Source organism: Azospirillaceae bacterium (assembly GCA_028283825.1).
GTDB lineage: Bacteria > Pseudomonadota > Alphaproteobacteria > Azospirillales > Azospirillaceae > Nitrospirillum.
In genome coordinates this window covers 666,627-686,544 of sequence record JAPWJW010000001.1, presented here as the reverse complement: position 1 = coordinate 686,544, position 19,918 = coordinate 666,627, and the positions used below count along the sequence as shown (strand labels likewise).

Annotated in this window: 22 protein-coding genes; 14 read left to right on the top strand and 8 right to left on the bottom strand. The window is 68.6% G+C overall.

The window, feature by feature from the left end; genetic code table 11:
- Positions 1-24 precede the first annotated feature (24 nt).
- From PW843_02620 to PW843_02610, 3 genes are all read left to right on the top strand, one after another.
- Positions 25-588: an RDD family protein gene (locus tag PW843_02620; protein ID MDE1145500.1), complete on the top strand. Its 564-nt coding sequence runs from the start codon at positions 25-27 to the stop codon at positions 586-588.
- A gap of 156 nt (positions 589-744) precedes the next feature.
- Positions 745-2,169, top strand: a complete 1,425-nt coding sequence (locus tag PW843_02615; protein MDE1145499.1) for a TIGR00366 family protein — start codon at positions 745-747, stop codon at positions 2,167-2,169.
- Between the two features lie 68 nt (positions 2,170-2,237).
- On the top strand, positions 2,238-2,840 hold the full coding sequence (locus PW843_02610) for a GNAT family protein (protein MDE1145498.1): 603 nt from the start codon (positions 2,238-2,240) through the stop codon (positions 2,838-2,840).
- A 3-nt stretch (positions 2,841-2,843) separates the two neighbouring features.
- Here PW843_02610 and PW843_02605 read toward each other — a convergent pair whose 3' ends face one another.
- Positions 2,844-3,326: a glutathione peroxidase gene (locus PW843_02605; GenBank protein ID MDE1145497.1), complete on the bottom strand. Its 483-nt coding sequence runs from the start codon at positions 3,324-3,326 to the stop codon at positions 2,844-2,846.
- A 119-nt stretch (positions 3,327-3,445) separates the two neighbouring features.
- Positions 3,446-3,862 (bottom strand): hypothetical protein, encoded by a 417-nt coding sequence (locus PW843_02600; protein ID MDE1145496.1) that lies wholly within the window; start codon positions 3,860-3,862, stop codon positions 3,446-3,448.
- Between the two features lie 422 nt (positions 3,863-4,284).
- Here PW843_02600 and modA point away from each other — a divergent pair, with 422 nt between their 5' ends.
- From modA to modC, 3 genes are read left to right on the top strand one after another with little or no spacing between them, the layout of a single operon-like run.
- Positions 4,285-5,082: a molybdate ABC transporter substrate-binding protein gene (gene modA, locus PW843_02595; protein ID MDE1145495.1), complete on the top strand. Its 798-nt coding sequence runs from the start codon at positions 4,285-4,287 to the stop codon at positions 5,080-5,082.
- Between the two features lie 21 nt (positions 5,083-5,103).
- On the top strand, positions 5,104-5,811 hold the full coding sequence (modB, locus tag PW843_02590; GenBank protein MDE1145494.1) for a molybdate ABC transporter permease subunit: 708 nt from the start codon (positions 5,104-5,106) through the stop codon (positions 5,809-5,811).
- Positions 5,811-6,917, top strand: a complete 1,107-nt coding sequence (modC, locus tag PW843_02585) for a molybdenum ABC transporter ATP-binding protein (protein ID MDE1145493.1) — start codon at positions 5,811-5,813, stop codon at positions 6,915-6,917. Before modB ends, modC begins: the two co-directional genes overlap by 1 nt.
- Here the strand turns inward: modC and PW843_02580 are convergent.
- Positions 6,914-7,879 (bottom strand): hypothetical protein, encoded by a 966-nt coding sequence (locus PW843_02580; protein ID MDE1145492.1) that lies wholly within the window; start codon positions 7,877-7,879, stop codon positions 6,914-6,916. The two genes, modC and PW843_02580, sit on opposite strands and share 4 nt — an antisense overlap.
- Positions 7,880-7,965: 86 nt before the next feature.
- The gene (locus PW843_02575; protein ID MDE1145491.1) at positions 7,966-8,325 is read right to left on the bottom strand and encodes a LysR family transcriptional regulator; all 360 of its coding nucleotides are present in this window, start codon (positions 8,323-8,325) and stop codon (positions 7,966-7,968) included.
- Between the two features lie 93 nt (positions 8,326-8,418).
- On the opposite strand from PW843_02575, the gene PW843_02570 reads away from it, so the two are divergent.
- The 5 genes from PW843_02570 (at position 8,419) to PW843_02550 (ending at position 12,943) form a co-directional block, all read left to right on the top strand.
- Positions 8,419-9,105, top strand: coding sequence for a PadR family transcriptional regulator (locus tag PW843_02570; GenBank protein MDE1145490.1), 687 nt, complete (start codon positions 8,419-8,421; stop codon positions 9,103-9,105).
- A 5-nt stretch (positions 9,106-9,110) separates the two neighbouring features.
- Positions 9,111-10,466, top strand: a complete 1,356-nt coding sequence (locus PW843_02565; protein MDE1145489.1) for an MFS transporter — start codon at positions 9,111-9,113, stop codon at positions 10,464-10,466.
- A gap of 159 nt (positions 10,467-10,625) precedes the next feature.
- Complete coding sequence (locus PW843_02560) at positions 10,626-10,958, top strand: hypothetical protein (GenBank protein MDE1145488.1); 333 nt, start codon at positions 10,626-10,628, stop codon at positions 10,956-10,958.
- 154 nt (positions 10,959-11,112) lie between these two features.
- Positions 11,113-11,904, top strand: a complete 792-nt coding sequence (locus PW843_02555; protein ID MDE1145487.1) for a transporter substrate-binding domain-containing protein — start codon at positions 11,113-11,115, stop codon at positions 11,902-11,904.
- 85 nt (positions 11,905-11,989) lie between these two features.
- On the top strand, positions 11,990-12,943 hold the full coding sequence (locus tag PW843_02550) for an NAD-dependent epimerase/dehydratase family protein (protein MDE1145486.1): 954 nt from the start codon (positions 11,990-11,992) through the stop codon (positions 12,941-12,943).
- Positions 12,944-12,972: 29 nt separating this feature from the next.
- On the opposite strand, the gene PW843_02545 is transcribed toward PW843_02550, so the two are convergent.
- Entirely contained in the window at positions 12,973-13,869 is an 897-nt protein-coding gene (locus tag PW843_02545; protein ID MDE1145485.1) for a LysR family transcriptional regulator, read from the bottom strand.
- Between the two features lie 127 nt (positions 13,870-13,996).
- Between PW843_02545 and PW843_02540 the strand changes: the two genes are divergently transcribed.
- The 3 genes from PW843_02540 to PW843_02530 all read left to right on the top strand — a co-directional run bounded on the left by PW843_02540 (position 13,997) and on the right by PW843_02530 (position 16,571).
- Entirely contained in the window at positions 13,997-14,761 is a 765-nt protein-coding gene (locus PW843_02540) for an SDR family oxidoreductase (GenBank protein ID MDE1145484.1), read from the top strand.
- 300 nt (positions 14,762-15,061) lie between these two features.
- Positions 15,062-15,334 carry a hypothetical protein gene (locus tag PW843_02535; GenBank protein ID MDE1145483.1) on the top strand — a complete coding sequence of 91 codons (273 nt, stop codon included), beginning with the start codon at positions 15,062-15,064 and terminating at the stop codon, positions 15,332-15,334.
- Between the two features lie 274 nt (positions 15,335-15,608).
- Complete coding sequence (locus tag PW843_02530) at positions 15,609-16,571, top strand: nitronate monooxygenase family protein (protein MDE1145482.1); 963 nt, start codon at positions 15,609-15,611, stop codon at positions 16,569-16,571.
- A 182-nt stretch (positions 16,572-16,753) separates the two neighbouring features.
- Here the strand turns inward: PW843_02530 and PW843_02525 are convergent, their stop codons facing one another.
- The 3 genes from PW843_02525 to PW843_02515 all read right to left on the bottom strand — a co-directional run bounded on the left by PW843_02525 (position 16,754) and on the right by PW843_02515 (position 19,742).
- The gene (locus tag PW843_02525; GenBank protein ID MDE1145481.1) at positions 16,754-17,098 is read right to left on the bottom strand and encodes a hypothetical protein; all 345 of its coding nucleotides are present in this window, start codon (positions 17,096-17,098) and stop codon (positions 16,754-16,756) included.
- 81 nt (positions 17,099-17,179) lie between these two features.
- Positions 17,180-18,679 (bottom strand): O-antigen ligase family protein, encoded by a 1,500-nt coding sequence (locus tag PW843_02520; protein ID MDE1145480.1) that lies wholly within the window; start codon positions 18,677-18,679, stop codon positions 17,180-17,182.
- Between the two features lie 91 nt (positions 18,680-18,770).
- Positions 18,771-19,742, bottom strand: coding sequence for a glycosyltransferase family 9 protein (locus PW843_02515; protein ID MDE1145479.1), 972 nt, complete (start codon positions 19,740-19,742; stop codon positions 18,771-18,773).
- Positions 19,743-19,918 lie beyond the last annotated feature (176 nt).

Below are 19,918 nucleotides of genomic sequence, written 5' to 3'. Positions count from 1 at the left end.
CTATAAGCCGGACCGAACCACCCCATGACCATCATAGATGCCACCACCCCCGCTGAGGCCATTCCTGAAGGTGTCCCGGCCGGATGGACCTATGGCGGTTTTGGGCGGCGGGCGGTTGCCGCCATAACCGATAGCCTGATCCTGTTCGTGGCGTCCCTGGCCCTGGCGGTCATCTTCGGATATCCGATCCTGCCGTCGGCGGAACCCGGCGCGTCGATCGTGACCACGGCCACCATCGTCAACAGCCTGCTGTATCTGGCTTACCACACCGCCTTCGTGGCCAGCGCCCTGCGGGCCACGCCCGGCAAATACATCATGGACCTGGTGGTCGCCCAGCCTGACGGCGGGCGGGTAACGCCGGCCACGGCCTTTGCCCGCATCCTGGTGCAGCAACTGATTTCGCTGCCCATGGCCCTGGTGCAATCCCAAGCCAAGACCGCGCCCTTGGCTTACCTGACGGTGGCGCTCCTGGTCTGCTGCCTGGCACTGGTCAATTACCTGATGGTGGCTTTCACGCCCCAGAAGACGGCGGGCCATGACCGTATCTGCGGCACACGTGTCTTCCATCGCGTGAACGCCAGCGCCTAGCACCGGCATGTTTGGTCTAATCAGAGACCAAGCCACCCGAGCCAGGCCACCATCACCTGTGACAGGGGCATGTCACGCCACCTTCACGATGGTTTTTCCGACGCCAGCCGCTAAGGTTAATAAAGCGGCGCCGGAAGCCGCGCGGAGGAAACGACAATGGCAATCAATAAGATGACGGACAGCGCCGCCGCGGCCGGTGACAGCGGGTTCCTGGCCCGCAGCGCCGTGGCCTTCACCCGCTGGGCTGAGAAGTGGTTCCCCGACGCCTTCGTCTTCGTGGTGCTGGGCGTCATCGTGGTGGCGGTGGCGGACCTGGCCATGGGCGCGCCGGCGGGTGCCATCGCCACCGGATTCGGCGATGGCTTCTGGTCGCTGATCCCCTTCACCATCCAGATGTCCATGGTGGTCATCACCGGCTATGTCGTCGCCAGTTCGCCGCCGGTGCTGCGGCTGATCGAATGGCTGGCGCGCGTGCCGGCCAGCGGGCGGGGGGCCGTGGCCTTCACCGCCTTCGTCAGCATGGCGGCCTCATACCTCAATTACGCCCTCAGCCTGGTGCTGGGCGCCCTGCTGGTACGGGCGCTGGCCCGGCGCCGGGATATCCGCGTCGATTATCGCGCCGCCGGCGCCGCGGCCTATCTGGGCCTTGGCGCCACCTGGGCCCTGGGCCTCAGCTCATCCGCCGCCATGCTGCAGGCCAACCCCGCCAGCCTGCCCAAGGCGGTGGCCGACATCACCGGAATCATCCCGTTGAGCCAGACCATCTTCCTGTGGCAGTCGATGCTGATGAGCCTGGTCATCCTGCTGGCCTCCATTGCCATCGCCTATTATTCCGCCCCGACCGACGCGCTGGCCCGCACGGCGGCCGACCTGGGCGTGGACGTCAGCGAGGTGGAAACCGGTACGGACAAGACGGCCGGCCGGCCGGGCGACTGGCTGGAGATCACGCCCATCCTGCCCCTGGTCATCGTGGTGCTGGGCGCCGGCTTCCTGGTGCATGAGTTCCAGACCAAGCCCGCCATGGGCGTCATCTCCAACCTCAACACCTATAACTTCTTCTTCATCATGCTGGGCCTGCTGCTGCACGGGCGCATCCGGGGTTTCCTGAACGCCGTGTCCAAGGCCGTGCCCAGCACCGCCGGCGTGCTGGTGCAGTTCCCCTTCTACGGCGCCATCGCCGCCCTGCTGACCCAGGTGACGGGATCGGATGGGCAATCGGTGTCCCATCACATCGCCCACCTGTTCGTCAGCTTGGCCAACGGCGGCACCTTCCCGGTGGTGATCGGCATCTATTCCGCCATCCTGGGCTTCCTGGTGCCGTCGGGCGGCGGCAAGTGGATCATCGAGGCGCCTTACGTCATGCAGGCCGCCATCGACGTGAAGGCTCACATGGGCTGGGCGGTGCAGGTCTACAACGCGGCCGAGGCCCTGCCCAACCTGATCAACCCGTTCTGGATGCTGCCCCTGCTGGGCGTGCTGGGCCTGAAGGCCAAGGACATCGTGGGCTACAGCTTCACCCAACTGCTGTTCCACCTGCCGCTGGTGCTGTTCCTGCTATGGCTGCTGGCCCCGGCCGCCTGATCCGCACTTGCCCCGCCGCATCCCATCCGGGATGGTAGGGCAGGTGCCTAACGGGGTAGGACTTGGCGATGACGGAAGAGATCGGGACGGCGATCATCGTACCAGACCTGGAGGACGGCGTGGTGCTGCTGCGCCCCTTGCGGGACGAGGATGCGGTCACCCGTGAGGCCCTGGGCCGCGATCCGGAAATCCATCGCCTGATGGGTTGGGACGGCAGCGGCGGCAACCCGCCCTTCACGGCGGAGGACGCCGCCGAATGGATGGAACAGCAGCGGAAATCACCGCATTGCTGGGCCATCACCCTGGCCACGTCGCCGGACCGCCTGCTGGGATCGGTGCGGCTGATGGGGGTGAACGACGATCTGGCACCGGGCCGGCGCACCGGCAACCTGGGCATCGGCCTGCTGGACCCGGCCGCGTTGGACCGGGGCCTGGGCATGCGGGCCATGCGCCTGATCCTGGCCCATGCCTTCGGGCCGCTGGGCCTGCACCGGGTGGGCCTGCGCGTCCTGGCGTTCAACGCCCGTGGCATCCATTGTTATGAAAAGCTCGGCTTCCAGGTCGAGGGGCGGGAACGCGAAGCCTATTCCCTGCTGGGCCTATGGCACGACAATCTGGTCATGGGCCTGCTGGCGCCGGAGTATTTCGCCCGGAAGGGCCAAGCCGATTGAGGGTCAGGCGGCCAGCGCAGCCCGAATCACCTTTTCCAGCTTTTCCGGCTTCGCGGTGGGGCCATAGCGCTTAACGCGGCCATCCTTGCCCACCAGGAACTTGGTGAAGTTCCACTTGATGGACTTGCTGCCCAGGAAGCCCCGCGCCCGGCCCTTGATGTCCTCATAGAACGGGTCGGCACCGGCGCCGTTGACCTCGACCTTCGCCAGGACGGGAAAGGTCACGTCGTAGGTCAGGGAACAGAAATTGCGGATTTCCTCCGCGTCACCCGGTTCCTGCTTGCCGAACTGGTTGCAGGGGAAGCCCAGGATGACCAGGCCCTGGTCCTTGTACTTGCGGTACAGCGCCTCAAGCCCCTTGTACTGCGGGGTGAAGCCGCACTTGCTGGCGACGTTGACCACCAGCAGCACCTTGCCGCGATAATCGCCCAGCGCCACCGAGGCACCGGCCGCGTCCCGCACGGTGTGATCGTAAAGCGTCGCCATGGCCGTCCCACCCCTGTCCGGTTTTCCCATCCGGGTCCATCCGAAAGCACCGTAGCCCGGGAACCCGATTCGGTTCCCAGGCTACAGGACGATTTATATTGTGCACAAGGTAATTTGGATCAGACCAGCATGTTGAGCGAGGTGATCTGGCCGCCCTGGCTGCTGCTGTCGTTGGCCGCCGCGGCGGAAGTGCCGCTACCGGACTGGTCGCTCGACGACTGGCCACCCGTCTGGCCCGACTGGTCGCTGCTGGCCGACTTGGTGGCCGCCGTGGTCGTGGTGGTCGATGTGCCATCGGAATAGGTGACCACGGTCGTGGTGGACCCGTCGGCGGCGGTGGTCACGACCGTGCTGGTCACCGACTTGGAGGCGGAGGTGCCGCCGGAACCACCGGCGCCGCCAGCCGCCGAGGACGAGCTGTCGCTGTCGGACGTGCTGGCGGTGGCCGAGGTCGAGCCGCCGCTCTGCAGCAGGGAGCTGAGCGAGACCGTCAGGTTGGTGCCGGAGGTCGAGGATGAGGAAGAGATGCTGGTCATGGACGTATCCCCCAAGGGCGAAAGTGGATCGAAGCCGCAGGAAACGGCGATACCGGCCTTCGTAATCCCCCAAAGGCCGAAAAATTAGGTGTCCGCGCGAAACGGCAATGCCAGGAACTAAGCCTGCGCGCGCCCTATGCATGCGACCAGCGGCAAGCTGGCATGCATACCGTTTGCGAAATGCACGACAGTTTCCGCCAGATGAGTCGTTGCAAGAGGCAATAGAGCGCTCTCTTGCAAAAATACACATGCGACGAATTGGCGCATAAGTCAGCGGATCGCGATGGCAGGACTGGCGCTACCACGCTATATCTATGCAGACATAGCGATGACTCCACTGCCCATGGGCTATTGGCCTTTCGCGGCGGCTGTCCAAAACCGATGAAGGGGGTAAGGCCGTGCTCAAAATGTTTGGGTTCAAGATGCTTGGGCGCTCCGCCGCCATTGCGGCCATGCTGTCCATCGTGGGGCTGGGCATGGGTGCCACCGGCGCGCGGGCGCAGGGCACCGGCCCGTTGGTTTTCGCCGCCGCCAGCCTGAAGAACGCCATGGACGCGGCCAACACCGCCTATGCCGCCGACGGTGGCGCCAAGGGCACCGTGACCTACGCCGCCAGTTCCGCCCTGGCCAAACAGATCGAGGCCGGCGCCCCCGCCGACATCTTCATCTCCGCCGATGAGGACTGGATGGATTATCTGGCCGGCAAGGGCCTGATCCAGCCGGCCACGCGCCGCGACCTGCTGGGCAACGACCTGGTGCTGGTGGCCGCCGCCGATTCGAAGACCACCGTGGAGATCAAGCCGGGCTTCGCCCTGGACCAGGCGCTGGACGCGGCGCAGAAGGGCGGTCGCCTGGCGGTGGGCGACCCCGCCGCCGTGCCCGCCGGCAAATACGCCAAGGCCGCGCTGACCACGCTGGGCGTGTGGGACAAGGTGCAGGACCGCCTGGCCCCGGCGGAGAACGTGCGCGCAGCACTGGCCCTGGTGGCGCGGGGCGAGGCGCCGCTGGGCATCGTCTACAAGACCGACGCGGTGGCGGAACCGGGCGTGCGCATCATCGCCACCTTCCCCGACGACAGCCACGCCCCCATCCTCTACCCCATCGCCCTGGCCAAGGACGCCACCAACGCCCAGTCCAAGGCGCTGCTGGACTTCCTGGCCAGTCCCAAGGCGCGCCCCCTGTTCGAGGCGCAGGGTTTCACCGTACTGTCGGGGAAATGACCCCGGCGGTTTCCAGCACCGATGAATGATCTTTTCCTTGGGTTCGGCCCTGATGAGTTGGCGGCCATCCACCTCAGCCTGAAGGTGGGGCTGTGGGCCACGGCGGCGGCATTGCCGCCCGGCATCGCCGTGGCCTTGCTGCTGGCCCGCGGCCGCTTCTGGGGCCGCGACCTGCTGAACGGGCTGGTGCACCTGCCCCTGATCCTGCCGCCGGTGGTGACGGGATACGCCCTGCTGTTGCTGATGGGGCGGCAAGGCTGGCTGGGCAAGCCGCTGTCCCACCTGGGCATCGTCTTCGCCTTCAACTGGACGGGGGCGGCGCTGGCCGCCGGCGTCATGGGCTTTCCCCTGATGGTGCGGGCCATCCGCCTGTCCATCGAGGCGGTGGACGCCAAGCTGGAACAGGCGGCGGGCACCCTGGGCGCCCCGCCCCTGTGGGTGTTCGCCACCGTTACCCTGCCCCTGATGCTGCCCGGCGTGCTGGCGGGGGCGGTGCTGGCCTTCGCCAAGGCGTTGGGGGAGTTCGGCGCCACCATCACCTTCGTCTCCAACATCCCCGGCCGCACCCAGACGCTGTCGGGCGCCATCTACGCCTATACCCAGTCGCCGGGCGGCGACGCCGGCGCCCTGCGGCTGGTGGCGGTGTCGGTCGCCCTGTCGCTGGTGGCACTGCTGCTGTCGGAAGCCTTGGCCCGCATGGTCAGCCGGCGCATTACGGGGCTGTCGTGATGCCCGAGTCGCGGACGCCGTCGCTGGAACTGGACGTCGCCCTGCGCCAGGGCGCCTTCGATCTGCAGGCCCAGGTGACGGCGGGGCCGGGCCTGACCGTGCTGTTCGGCCAGTCGGGATCGGGCAAAAGCACCCTGATCGATCTGGTGGCGGGCCTGCGCCGGCCGGACCGGGGCCGCATCGTCATGGGCGGCGTACCGCTGGTGGACACGAGTGCCGGCCTGTGGCTGCCGCCCCACCGGCGGCGGGTGGGCTACGTGTTCCAGGAGGCGCGGCTGCTGCCCCATCTGACGGTGCGGCAGAACCTGCTGTACGGCCGCTGGTTCGCCCGTCGTCACCTGACAGCGGATGCCCCCACGCTGGAGGGTGTGGCCGACCTGCTGGGCATCGCCCCCCTGCTGGCGCGGCGCCCCGCCGCCCTGTCGGGGGGTGAGAAGGCGCGCGTGGCCCTGGGCCGCGCCCTGCTGGCGGCCCCGCGCATCCTGCTGATGGATGAGCCGCTGGCGGCATTGGACGAACGCCGCAAGGCGGAGATCCTGCCCTATCTGGAACGCCTGCGCGACCAGGTGGGCCTGCCCATCCTGTACGTCACCCACGCGGTGGCCGAGGTGGCGCGGCTGGCCACCACCGTGGTGATGGTGGACCAGGGCCGCGTGCGGGCCATCGGCACGCCGGCGGCCCTGTGGTCGCGGCCCGACCTGATGGACATGACGGGCGGGGCCGAGGCCGGCGCCCTGCTGGACGCGGTGGTGGGCCAGACGACGGTGGACGGCCTGGCCCGCCTGTCGACGGCGGCGGGGGAGATCCTGGTGCCCCACCTGCCACCCCACCTGAAACCCGGCATGCCCACCCGCCTGCGCCTTCCGGCGCGCGACGTGCTGCTGTCCGACCGGCCGCCGCAGGGCCTGTCCGCCCTGAACATCCTGTCCGGCATCGCGACCGAGGTGCGGGAGGAGGCGGACGGCACCCGCACCGTGCGGCTGGAATGCCTGGGCACGCCCGTGCTGGCCCGCCTGACCCGCACCAGCACCCAGGCCCTGGACATCGCGCCCGGCCGGCCGCTGTGGGCCATCGTCAAGGCCGTGGCCCTGGACCAGGGTGCTTAAGGCAGCGGTTCGTAACTGACGAACGCGAAGCGGCGACTGTCCGGCGCCCAGGAATTGACGTTCAGGGAACCCTGGCCGCCGAAGATCGTCAGCAAGGTGCGCACAGGTGATTCGGCCTTGGGTGCGCCGTCACCCGGCAGGGCCATCAGGCGCAGTTGCACGCCGGCGATCCGGCCGTCATGCGTCTTCGTGCCGGCGGGAAAGGACAACAGCAGCAACTGCCGGCCGTCCGGCGAGGGGTGGGGGAACCAATCCTCCAACGCGTCGAATGTCACCCGCTGGGCGCGGGAGTCGCCCGGGCCGGCGCCGACGGCCGGCATGCGCCAGATGTCCCAGCCGCCCTGGCGGTTGGAGTTGAAATAGATCCAGCGGCCGTCGGGGCTGTAGTCCGGCCCGTCGTCATCCGCCTGGATGTCGGTCAGGCGCTGTTCCGCCCCGCCGGCCAGGGGCAGGCGGTAGAGGTTGTAGTGCGCCGCCCCATCGCGTTTTGCCACGATGGCCAGCCATTGGCCGTCCGGCGACCAGCCGTGGAAGTAGCTGGGCGTGACGGGCGTCATGCGCCGGGCGTCGTCCGGCTTCGCCACGCCGCCTGCGCCCACGACATAAACGAAGCTGTCGCGCATAGACCCCACGCCGCAGGACGCGGCGATGCGGGCGCCGTCACGGGTCAGCGCCTTGTCGTTGTTGCAGCGCAGGTCGCCCATGGGGATGGGGGTGGGATGGCCGGCGTCCGGCCCCGCCACGGGAATGCGATAGAGGATACCCTGGCTGTTGATCAGCAGCGACTGCCCATCGGGGGCCCAGTTCGGCGCCTCCCACACTTGATCGTCGGTGAACAGGACGGTGGTCTTGCCGCTGGTGACATCGAACAAGGTGACGCGGCTACGGAAATGATCGGTGTCGGCGGCGTGGGCGACAACGGAGACCAATATTGTCGCCAGTACCGTGAGCACAAAACGCATGGGGTTTCCTCCTGCCCGGATTTTTATGGGCGGAGGCATAACATGGACCTGTGGTGACGTCTGCTGACAACGTTGTCTCAAGCGACTCAGGTGCCAGACGGCCGCAGCTTACGTTCCAGGGCGGCGCGGCTGTCGGCCGTGGCATCGGTCGCCGCCTTTTCCATGGCCCGATAGGCCGCCACCAGCTCCTGCCCGAAATCGGTCAGCGCCGCCCCGCCACCACCACCGCCGCCCACCTGGGTGGTGACCGAGGGTTGGGCGAAGGTCTGGTTCAGGGCATCCACCAGCTGCCAGGCGCGGCGATAGGACATACCTAACGCCCGGCCCGCGGCGGAGATGGAGCGATGCTCGGCGATCGCCTCCAGCAGGCGGATCTTGCCCGGGCCCACGGCACCGTGGTCGCCGAAGTCGATACGAAGGGTGAGGCGGCTGTTCTGTCCGGTCATGGGCGCATTGAATCGTGCCGCACGTCCGCCCGCAAGAGGCGTCTTGAGGGACGTGTTGATAGTTTGATCCAACTATTATAGTTTAATCAAACTATGAAAGCGGAACTCCTCATCCTGGGTGTGCTGCAGGGCGGCGACCTGCACCCTTATGAAATCAAGCGGCGGCTGACGGCAGCCCAGGTCGACCAGTACATCGACGTGGACGTGGGCACGCTCTACTACGCCGTGCGCGCCCTGGCGCGGGACGGCCTGATTGAGGCCAAGGCGGTGGAGGCGGTGCCCCGGGGGGGCGAACGCACCACCTATGGCCTGACCCCGTCTGGGCGGGAGCGGTTCCACGCCCTGATGCGCGAAAAGCTGGCCGACACCAGCCCGCATTACCATCCGCTGTATCCGGCGCTGATGTTCCTGCACCACGCCGATCCGGCCATGCTGCTGGCGGTGCTGCGCCGGCGCCTGGCGGAACAGCGGGCCTATCACGCGCCCCTGAAGGCCATGGCCGACTATCTGGCGCCGGTGGCGTCCACCGGCATGCGCACCATCCTGAAAAACGGCCTGGCGCATCTGGAGACGGAGAACGAATGGTTGGCCGGCCTGCTGGAAACGCTGGAGGCGGGCGACATCCGGGCACCCGACTATGACCGGGCGCGGGCGATGGGCGCCTTCCCGCCGGCGGAACTGCCCATCGAATACCGCTCGAACACCAAACCGCCCAAACCGACGCCCAAGACCGGGCGACGCCCCAAGACACCCCCCGCCAAATCCCCGGACCAAGGCTGATCGCCATGCCCAAAGCACCAACGGCGCCTAACCCCCTGATGCGGGACCGCAATTTCCTGTGGCTGATCGGCGGCGGCGTCATTTCCATGCTGGGCGACCAGTTCACGCAACTGGCCATGCCGTGGCTGGCGCTGGCCGTCACCAACGACACCCTGGCCATGGGCCTGATCCTGGGCCTGGTCAGCCTGCCGCGCGCCGTCTTCCTGCTGTTTGGCGGGGCGCTGGTGGACCGTTATCCCGCCCGCACCGTCCTGATGATCACCAAGTATGTGAACGCGCTGCTGCTGGGCGGCCTGGCCCTGGGTGTGCTGACCGGCACCCTGACGGTGCCGATGATGGCGGCCTGCGCCTTCGCCATCGGCCTGGCCAGCGCCTTCAGCATTCCGGCCGGCACCAGCATGCTGCCCCGCGTGGTGGCGGGGGAACAGTTGCAGGCCGCCAACGGCATGATGATGGGCCTGCGCCAGGCGTCCCTGCTGCTGGGCCCCCTGATGGCCGGGGGTCTGATCGCCCTGGTGGGCGGCAGCGGCAAGGCGGATGGGAGCGGGACGCCCGGCGACCTGCGCGGCCTGGGTGCCGCCTTCGCGGTGGACTGCCTGAGTTTCGTCATCTCCGCCCTCACCCTGTACCGGGTGCGGATGCGGGCGGTGCCGGACCAGGCGCTGCAAGAGGGCCAGAGCCTGGGTGCCGTGTTCCGCGCCATCGGCGACGGCGTGCGCCATTTCTGGAACGACATCAGCCTGCGGGCCCTGTGCCTGTATTTTTCCGCCACCACCTTCTTCATCGCCGGGCCGTTGCAGGCGGCCCTGCCCGTCTTCGCCCGTGACACGCTGGCCGATGGCGCCGACGGCTATGGCCTGATGATGGGCATGAACGGCATCGGCACCCTGGTGGGCATGGCGGTGTCGGGCGCGCGACCCAATTTGCGCCTGCGCACCCTGGGCACCACCATCCTGCTGGTCGATGCCATGGTGGCCTTGGTGTTCATGCCCATGGGCCTGACCCATCACACCTGGCAGGCGGGCCTGTTGATGGCGGCGGCCGGCTGCCTGTCGGGCTTCATCCAGATCAGCGTCTTCACCTGGATCCAGCGGCGCATCCCCCTGGCCATGCTGGGCCGGGGCATGAGCCTGTTCATGTTCATCGTCATGAGCCTGGCGCCCCTGTCCGCCGCCCTGTGCGGCTGGCTGATGCGGTACCTGCCGCCGCAAGCCCTGTTCCTGGGCAGCGGCCTGGCCTTGTGGGGCATCGTGGCGGTGGGCCTGACCTCCCGTCCCTTGCGTGAGATCGTGGTGCCCGCCGGTGCCCCCCCGGCGGCGGTGCCGGCGGAAACACCGGTGGAGAACCCGGCCGGGGTGTGACGCCCGGTCGCACCCCGCCTTTTGGCCCTGCCCGTTCGGCCCCCCTCCGTTTGGACGCCTGCCCCCACGGAGGGGCCGATGCTACGCTGGTCCATCGAACGTCCCCCGTCCTGACCGACAGTTGAAGGGAACGAGCCGATGGCCCCACCGGACACCCCCGTGCAACCCCCAACGGACGAGGACACCGTCGCCTCCGTTGGTATCCCCCCCTATTGCCAGGACCCAGACGGGGCGGCGGCGCGCATGCGCCACCTGTTCCGGAAAATGGCCGGTTTGGCGGGGGGCGGCAACGACGCCGACTGCCGCGAACTGGCGGCCCTGCTGCTGAGGGCCGCCGACGATCTGGCGGCCGGCGACGCCCTGGCGGTGGAGGCCATCCTGGCGCGCCAGGCGCCGGGGCAGCGCGGCGCCCTGCTGCAACGGGCGGCGGCGCTGGCCGCCGCCAGCAATACCGTCCGGCACAAGATCGCGACCCCCGCCAACCTGCACTGACACCGCGATTCTCGCGCATTTAACACTTCTTGGATCTTTTTAACCTCTTGGTAGGTAATCCGGTGGAGGATAAAGGGTCCGCCCACCCCTGATCGCTTGCCTGCGCGTGGGGGCGCCCGCGGAAACCATCAGGGGCTTTCCGCGGGGAGAGAGCATGCCCAACCGGAATGCCGTGCGCGCGATCTTGGTTATCCTGGCCTTCTTGATCGTGGCGCCCGCCCGTGCCCAGGCGGGCGAGGCCGCCGTTTCCCTGACCCTGCTGACCGAGGAAAATCCACCCCTGAACTTCACCGACCCCGCCACCGGCCGGGTGACCGGCATCATGGGTGACCTGATCCCGCCCCTGATGGCGGCAGCCGGCATCGCCTATCAGATCCAGGTGATGCCCTGGCGACGGGCCTATCACACGGCGCAGGAGGTACCCGGCACCTGCCTGTTCGCCATGAACCAGACGGCCGAACGCCAGGCGCAGTTCCAATGGGTGACCCCCGTCGTCCAGGGGGGCGCCGCCTTCTTTGCCCGCCGTGACTGGCTGCACTACGATCATGCCCATCCCGACGGCGTCCATGCCGTGGCCGGCCTGGATGAGGTGAAGACCCTGGCCGCCCAGCCGGGGGCCGCGCCCATTCTGGTCCCCGCCGGCACCGTATTGGCCAGCACGCTGCGGGCGCAGGGTCTGGAGGTGACGGAGGTGGAGTTGGGCCGCATGATGCCCATGCTGGCCGCCGGCCGGGCCGATCTGGTGGCGGCGGGCGCCATCAGCGGCAAATGGATGGTGCGCCAGGCGGGCGTGGCGGCCGACCCGGTGTTCAGCTTCGCCGTCGATCCGGTGGGTATCGGCTGCAACCTGGGCACCGACCCCGCCCTGGTGGAACGCCTGCGCCGGGCGCTGGACACGCTGAAGCGCGACGGCACCCTGGCCCGCATCGTCCGGAACTATCAGTAAAGCATCGCCGTTTCCGCCGTTGCCCCGCCGCGGCACCCCGTGTCATTGAGGCAGGTCTGCGGACGGGTTTCAGGAAACGGAGAGCATGGGCAAGATCGTGGTGACCGGCGCCACCGGCTTCGTGGGGCGCGCCCTGTTGCCCCGGCTGCTGGCTGGCGGGCATGAGGTGGTCGCCGCCGTGCGATCCGACGGCGTCGGCCTGCCGCCGGGCGTGACGGCGGTGCCGGTGGGCGATCTGACCGGGCCCGTCGACTGGGCGCCGGCGCTGACGGACGCGCACGCCTTGATCCACCTGGCCGGCCTAGCCCACCAGCGCAACGTCACGCCCACGGCGCTGGAGGCGCTGAACGTCACCGCCACCCTGCGCCTGGCCCAATCCGCCCTGGATGCCGGCCTGCGCCGCCTGGTCTATGTCAGCAGCGTCAAGGCCCTGGGCGACCAGAGCCCGGGACGCCCCCTGACGGAGCGCGACACGCCCCGCCCCGACGACGCCTACGGCCAATCCAAGCGCGCGGCGGAGGAGGCGCTGACCACCCTGCTGCCGGTGGACGGCCCCCTGTCGCTGGCCATCCTGCGCCCACCCCTGGTGCACGGCCCCCAGGCCAAGGCCAACATGGCGGCACTGCTGCGCCTGGCCACACGCTGGCCCGTCCTGCCCCTGGGCGGCATCGCCAACCGCCGCAGCCTGATCGGGGTGGAAACCCTGGCCGACGCCATCACCCGTGCGGCGGAACGGCCCGACGTCACCGGCACCTTCCTGGTGACGGACCGGCCGGCCCTGTCCACCACTGGCCTGGTGGCGACCCTGGCCGCCGCCGCCGGCAAGCACCCCTGGCTGCTGCCCCTGCCCGGCGCCGTCTGGCGCGCGCTGGGCGGCCTGCCCCGCCTGGGCGGCGTGGTCGATCGCCTGACGGGATCGCTGGAGATCGACGACAGCCTGTTCCGCATCGCCTTCGACTGGCAGCCGCCCATGAGCCAGAACGAGGCGCTGGGCCGCACCGTCCAGGCCTATCTGGAAGAGAACCGCGTGCGGCTTTAAGCGCGCGGCATTGTTTCGTGCCGCTGGCGTTAGGCCGACATCTGGGCCCGGAAGCACCCCGCCACCCAGTCCACGAATACCCGGACGCGCGGCGACAGCTGGCGGTTATGGGGGTACAGCACCGACACCGGCAGCGACGGCGGCGGATAGCCGGGCAGCACGTTCACCAGCGTGCCCGCCGCCAGGTCCGGCGCCAGATGGTATGAAGGCGTCTGGATCAGCCCCAGTCCGGCGCGCGCCGCCGCCACGAAACTTTCGGCCGCCGTCACGCTGACCGTGCCGGGCAGGGTGACCAGGCGCATCTCCTCCCCCACCAGGAACTCGAAGGGCAACGCCCGACCGGTGACGGAGGAGATGAAGTTCACCGCCCGGTGTCCTTCCAGCGCCGCGAGGGTCGCCGGAACGCCGTGGCGTTCCAGATAGGCGGGGCTGGCCACCGTCACCTGGGGCAGCTGGGCGACCCGCCGGGCGATCAGGCCGCTGTCGCGCGGTTCCCCCACCCGCAGCACGCAATCCACGCCCTCGCGCACCAGATCAACCAGCCGGTCGCCCTCACTGATGTGCAATTCCAGGCCGGGATGGCGGGCCAGGAAGTCGGGCAGGCTGGGGAACAGGAAATGACGCGCCAGCTTGCCGTGCACGTCCACGCGCAACAGGCCCTTGGGATCGGCCGGACGGAACGCGGCCTCCGCCTCCTCCACGTCCGCCAGCAGGCGCAGGCAACGCTGATAGAAGGCCTCGCCATCCAGGGTGGGGCTGACATGGCGGGTGGTGCGGTTCAGCAGGCGGGCGCCCAGCCGTCCCTCCAGCTGCTGCAAGGTGTGGGTGACGGTGGCGCGGGGCATGCCCAGATCATCCGCCGCGGCGGTGAAGCTGCGCCGTTCCACGATGCGGGTGAAGACGCGCATGGCGTCGAAGCGATCCATCGACCTGGAGCCATTGTTGATAATTTTTGGACAATGATGGCAAATCTAGCCGATTTATCCAGGAACCTCCACGGCGCATCCTCCACCCATCCGACGCACCGCTCCCCCAATTCAAGGATGCATAGCCATGAGCACCACCGACAAGACCGCCGCCCCCAAGACCGCCGCCAAGGTCGCCCTGGTCACGGGTGCTGCGCGCGGCATCGGTGCCGCCATCGCGGAACGGCTGGCCCGTGACGGCTACACCGTCATCATCAACTATGCCGGCAGCACCCAGGCGGCGGAAGAACTGGCCGCCAGGATCGAGGGCCAAGGTGGCCGCGCCCTGACCGTGCAGGCCGATGTGGCCGACGCCAAGGCGGTGAAAACCATGTTCGACAGGGTGGAGGCCGCGTTCGGCGGCGTCGACATCCTGGTCAACAACGCCGGCATCATGACGCTGGCCGCCATCGCCGATGTGCAGGACGACGCCTTCGACCGCCTGGTCGACGTCAACCTGAAGGGCACGTTCAACACCATGCGCGAGGCGGCCCAACGCCTGCGCGACGGCGGCCGGGTCATCAACTTCTCCACCAGCGTGGTGGGGCTGTACCAGCCGACCTACGGCGTCTACGCCGCCACCAAGGCGGCGGTGGAGGCCCTGACCAAGATCATGGCGCGGGAGATGCGCGGCCGATCCATCACCGTGAACGCCATCGCCCCCGGCCCCACCGCCACCGACCTGTTCCTGAACGGCAAGCCGCAGGAGCTGGTGGATCGCCTGGCCAAGTTGGCGCCGCTGGAACGCCTGGGCCAGCCGGAGGACATCGCCGCCGCGGTCGCCTTCCTGGCCGGGCCCGACGGCGCCTGGATCAACGGCCAGGTGCTGCGCGCCAACGGCGGCATTGTTTGAGCAAGATCCATTCCTGTGCCACAGCCTTGGGCTAATCCGACAGGGGCGGTTTTCGTTTTCCAGCGTAGACCATAAGGGGGTGGTGCCAGTACTGGTGCCACCCTTTTTGTCTGGCCCAAGCAACGCCGCTGAACTCTCCGGCCTTTCCGCCTACATCGGACTGCTTCATGACAGGTGTTCTGGCCCGTGTTAGCGTTCCACCTGTGATTGGACATTTGAGTTCTGGTTTCCCGATCCGCGAACAAGACTTGGGGCACGCGTTCAACCCTTGCCCGACCGGAGGAAAACATGAAGACCCCGATGAATTATAAGATCTGGCGCCCACTGCTGGCCGTCGTGGCGCTGGCGACTGTCACCGCCTGCGGCTCTTCCCGCCCGGAGCGGGTGGATCTGAGCCATAGCTACCGCATGGTGGACGACCACGGCCGCACCGCCGGCCAGGTGGTGTTCTATCCCACCGGCGGCGGCGCCGTTTACGACGCCAACAACAACCTGATCGGCAGCGTTGCCCCCCCCAACACCGCCACCCTGCCCCCGCCGGGACCGGGGCCCGCCCCACGCTCCTATCCCTGATCCATCTCCCGCCCCCTTTCCCCATCCCACCTGAGGACACCCTTGAGGGTGGGAACCGGCTGCCCCCGGTTCCCACCCGTTTTTATTGTCCGCCATCCGCAAAAATTTTCAGGCGAAGGCGCAGTGGACTGCGCCTGGGTTTGGCGCCGGGCCCCAGCATTTCCGCCCGGGAACGGCACCCCGGCACGCATTGACGGCCCCCGGCCTCCATGGCATTGAGGCAAGACCGGCCCCTTTTGGAGGACCGGGTCAAAAGCCGAGGGAGATGCCGTCCATGAGCCTGCCGCCCGTCCTAGCCGACAACCTGGCCCTGCCGGTCATCGCCTCGCCCATGTTCATCGTGTCCAACCCGGAACTGGTGATCGCCCAGTGCCTGGGCGGCATCGTCGGGTCCTTCCCAGCGTTGAACGCCCGGCCCAAGGAAGCCTTGGACGAATGGCTGACCCGGATCGAGACGGCGCTGGCCGACGCCAAGGCATCCAATCCGGATGCCAAGATCGCCCCCTACGCCGTCAACCAGATCATCCACCAGTCCAACGACCGGCTGGAACACGACATGGAGGCCTGCGTCCGCCACAGGGTGCCGGTCATCATCACCTCGCTGCGGGCACCGGGGGACATCGTGCCCCACGTGCACGCCTATGGCGGGCTGGTGTTCCATGACGTCATCAGCCTGCGCCACGCCGAAAAGGCACTGGAGGCCGGGGTGGACGGCCTGATCCTGGTGGCCACCGGCGCTGGCGGCCATGCCGGGGGCTTGAGCCCCTTCGCCCTGGTGGGGGAGGTGCGGCGCTTCTACGACGGCCCCATCATCCTGTCAGGCGCCATCGCCACCGGTGACGCCATCCTGGCGGCCCAGGCCATGGGGGCCGATCTCGCCTACATGGGCACCCGCTTCATCGCCACGCAGGAAGCGAACGCGGTGGCGGGGTACAAGGATGCCATCGTCCAGGCCAGCGCGTCGGACATCGTCTACACGCCGTTCTTCACCGGCGTGGCCGGCAATTACCTGAAGTCCAGCATCGTGGCGGCCGGCATGGACCCGGACAACCTGCCCGAGGTGGACCGCACCAAGATGAACTTCGCGGCCGCCGCCAGCGGCGCCAAGGCCTGGAAGGACATCTGGGGCGCCGGCCAGGGCGTGGGCGCCATCGGCGACGTGCCGACCACGGCCGACCTGATCGCCCGCCTGAAGGCGGAATACGACGCGGCCCGGGCCCGCCTGGGGTTGGGGTGAGCGAGACGGCCGGCCTTACCCCACCGAGGTGATCGGGCTCACAGCAGCGGCATGAGCCTCTTCTCATGCCGCTGTAGGACGCGACGGCGTCCGCCGGAGCTTTCCGGGGAGCGTAGCGGACTGGAAAGCGAGGACAGCCTAGCCCGCGGATGCGTGCACCCGGCGTTTGAGGGACAACCTGATCAGTGATCGGAACCGTGCAGGATATCCTGGCGGATGCCGGTGTCATAGGACAGGCCGGCCTCGGTCACGATGGCGGCGTTGGGGAACTGCGACTTGATCAGGCCCTTGCGTTCCAGCGCCGCCCAGGCAGCCGGGTTCGACAGGCCGGTCGCGTCGGCCGACATCACCGTGTACGGCCCCAGGTGGAAGTGATTGCCGTGGGGGTGGGGGAAACGGTCGACCATGATGCCACCCTCGACCACCGGCTGGCCCACGCCTTCGATACCCGCCAACACCTGCAGCAGGGTCAGGGTCTTCAGTTGCAGGGCGTTCAGGTTCAGCGGGTTCTTTTTCACGGGCGGCATGGCACGGGTCCTTGGAGGATTAGTCGGAACAAGGGATATGGGGTTGCCATTTACCCCCGCCAGCCCCGCCGGGGCAAGCCATCAGCGGCGGCGGACGGTTCGCCGCCGCCCCGGCGCACCTGCGGACACGCCAGCGGGCACCGCCTTCGCGGCACCGGCGGCCCGCGCCCACCACCCCACCGGCAGGCATAGTTCCAGAATGCCGACCGACAGCATGATGCCGCACAGCCACCATGTCTGCCACGCGCCGTAAGAGAAGCAGCCCACACCGATGGTCGCCGCCGCCATGGCCAAGGCCGATGGCTGGGCATAGTCGGGCAACCGGCGGATGGCGCGCACGACGCCCACGCCGAACCAAGCATAAAGCAGGCCACCCGCCACCCCAAGCTCCAGCAGGATTTGCAGGAAGAGATTATGGGGATGCAGGGGGATTATGGAGGATTCGGGGTGGAATTTGGACACCTCGCCCTCATCCGGGATGTGGCGTGAGCTGTCCAGCCCCCAGCCCAGCAGCGGCTTTTCCAGGATGCGGCGGGCGGCCACGTCCCAAATTTCAATCCGGTGGCGGAAGCTGAACGGCATGCGCGTCTCTTCCGTCAGGCCGGCATGGTAAAGCCCCAGGGAAATGGGGATGGACAAGGTGGGGCCCGCCAGCAGCGCCACCATCAGCACCACGCGGGTCAGCCGCGCCGACAAACGGGCCAGGGCAAAGCACGCCAAGCCCACGCCCAGGCCCACCTTGGCCGAGGCGCTGGTGCCACCCAGCGACACCAGGAAAAAGCCCGCGGGCAGAACCCAGGCCCAGGGCACGGACGCCGGTAGCCGGTTGGCGGCCGTGGCACCCCGCGCCAGCCCGCCGGCGGCCTTCGCGGCACCTGCCGTGATCCGGGAGAAGGCGGCGCGCCCCAGCGGCCAGGCCAGCCGAGCCAGCGCCAGCCCCACCGGCCAGGCCAGCGTGGTGAACAGCACCGCCGGGCGGTTGAGCGCGCGGTCATGATCGACGTTGGTGCCCTCGACCGCCTTTTCCAGGCGGTAGATGGGCTGGTCGCCGATGACCTCGATGGCGAAGAGGATCAGTCCCACCACCATGCCGCCCACCAGCCAGCGCATCAGCAGACGCCGCCGGTCGTCATCCACCTCACGCAAGGTGCCCAGGCAGAAGATGAAGGGAACCACGGTGTAAAGGAAGGTCAGGGTCTGCGCGGCGCCATCCTTGCGTACCGGGGTCCACAGGATGGAGACCGCGCCCAGGATCAGGAACAGCGCCATGGGCAGCAACGGCCCCCGTGCGCGCTCCTTCAGCGCCGCCAGGAAGGTGGGAAGCCGGTGGGTGCGCAGCAGGTAAAGCGCGCCCCCCAGGATGGACAGGCTGATCAAGACCGGCGCCGTTCCCAAAGGAACCAGGGCGCAAATGAAACCCAGCACCGCCAGCAGGAACAGCGTCACCCCCATCCACGGCCAGGTGAAAACCTCACGCGCCGCCGTCACCGTCCGGCGCGGTGAGGGAATGCCGCCCTGATTGGTCGAGGATATGACCGGCGCACTGGTCCGCAGACGGTTCTTGGTCTGTATGGACGACATCTCTCTCCAGTCGGCGTTTCGCCCGTCTATCCGGCGGGGCCCGGTCCCCAAACCACCTTTTACCCGGGAACGGCGGCATACCTAGCGCTTTTTAGTGAGACCGCAACTTTGGCACAGGCGCCGCCCGGCCCGTGGTGTCCGTCCGCGCCAGCAGATCCAGGGCCGCCCCCTTCACCTGTTCCAGGGACAGCGCCGCCATGCGCGCCTCCGGCGACGCGCCTGCGTCCCCCTGGGACATGACCGCGGCGGCGTTCCGTCCCCACGGGGCATAGAGATGGATGGGCGTGGGCCCGAACAGGCCCAAGGTCGGCGTGCCGGCGGCGGCGGACACATGCATGAGGCCGCTGTCGTTGCCCACGAACAGGCGCGCCCGTTCCAGGCATGCACCGGCCAGCAGCGGATCGGTCCGCCCGACCAGATCGATGACGCGGGCCGGCCCCAGGGCAACCGTCAGGGTTTCCAGCACGGGCGCGCAACGCGCGCGCTCCGCCGCTGACGCCAGGACCATCACGCGGGCGTCACCGCCCAGGCGGCCCGCCACCAGATCCCGCGCCAAGGCGGCGAAACGGTCGGCCGGCCATTCCTTGCCCGTCCAATTGGCGGCCGGCCCCAGGGCCAGCACAGGCGGGCCGGCCGGCACGAGGGCGGCGGCCTGGGCGCGCAAGGCGTCATCCAGGAACAGCCGGGGATCGGGCGGCGGCTCCAGGTCCAGCACCCGGCCCAACGACACCACCTTGGGCTGCCGGTCGTCGCCACCCCGGAAAATGGCGCGGCGTCGGGCCAGGACCAGCCATGAGACGACGCTGTCCCGCAAATCCACCACCATGTCCCAGCGCCGCCCGGCCACCTGACGCCACAGATCCAGCCAATGGCCCGCCATGCGCCGCTTGGGCATGGCGATGATTTCATCCAAGCGGGGAACGGCACGGAACAGGGGGGCGGCGATGGGGCCGCAGGCGATGGTGAAGCGCGCCTGGGGCAAGGTATCCACCAGATGGCCCAGCAGGCCGGTGGTCAGCACGGCATCGCCCAGCCGGGTGGAGGTGATGAACAAAACCCGCAAAAGAGTGGCCCCCAACCAACGCATACCCCGGCCCGCGCAACCATCGGCGCCGCCCCCTTATACAGGGGGCATCCGGCGCTTGCCAATGCGGTGAAGGCGGCGGACCATTGCGGGCACCGGTGCTGCCGGTCCCTTGCGGCGACGGTCGCAACCCCTTACCTGTTGGGCCCGTCCCG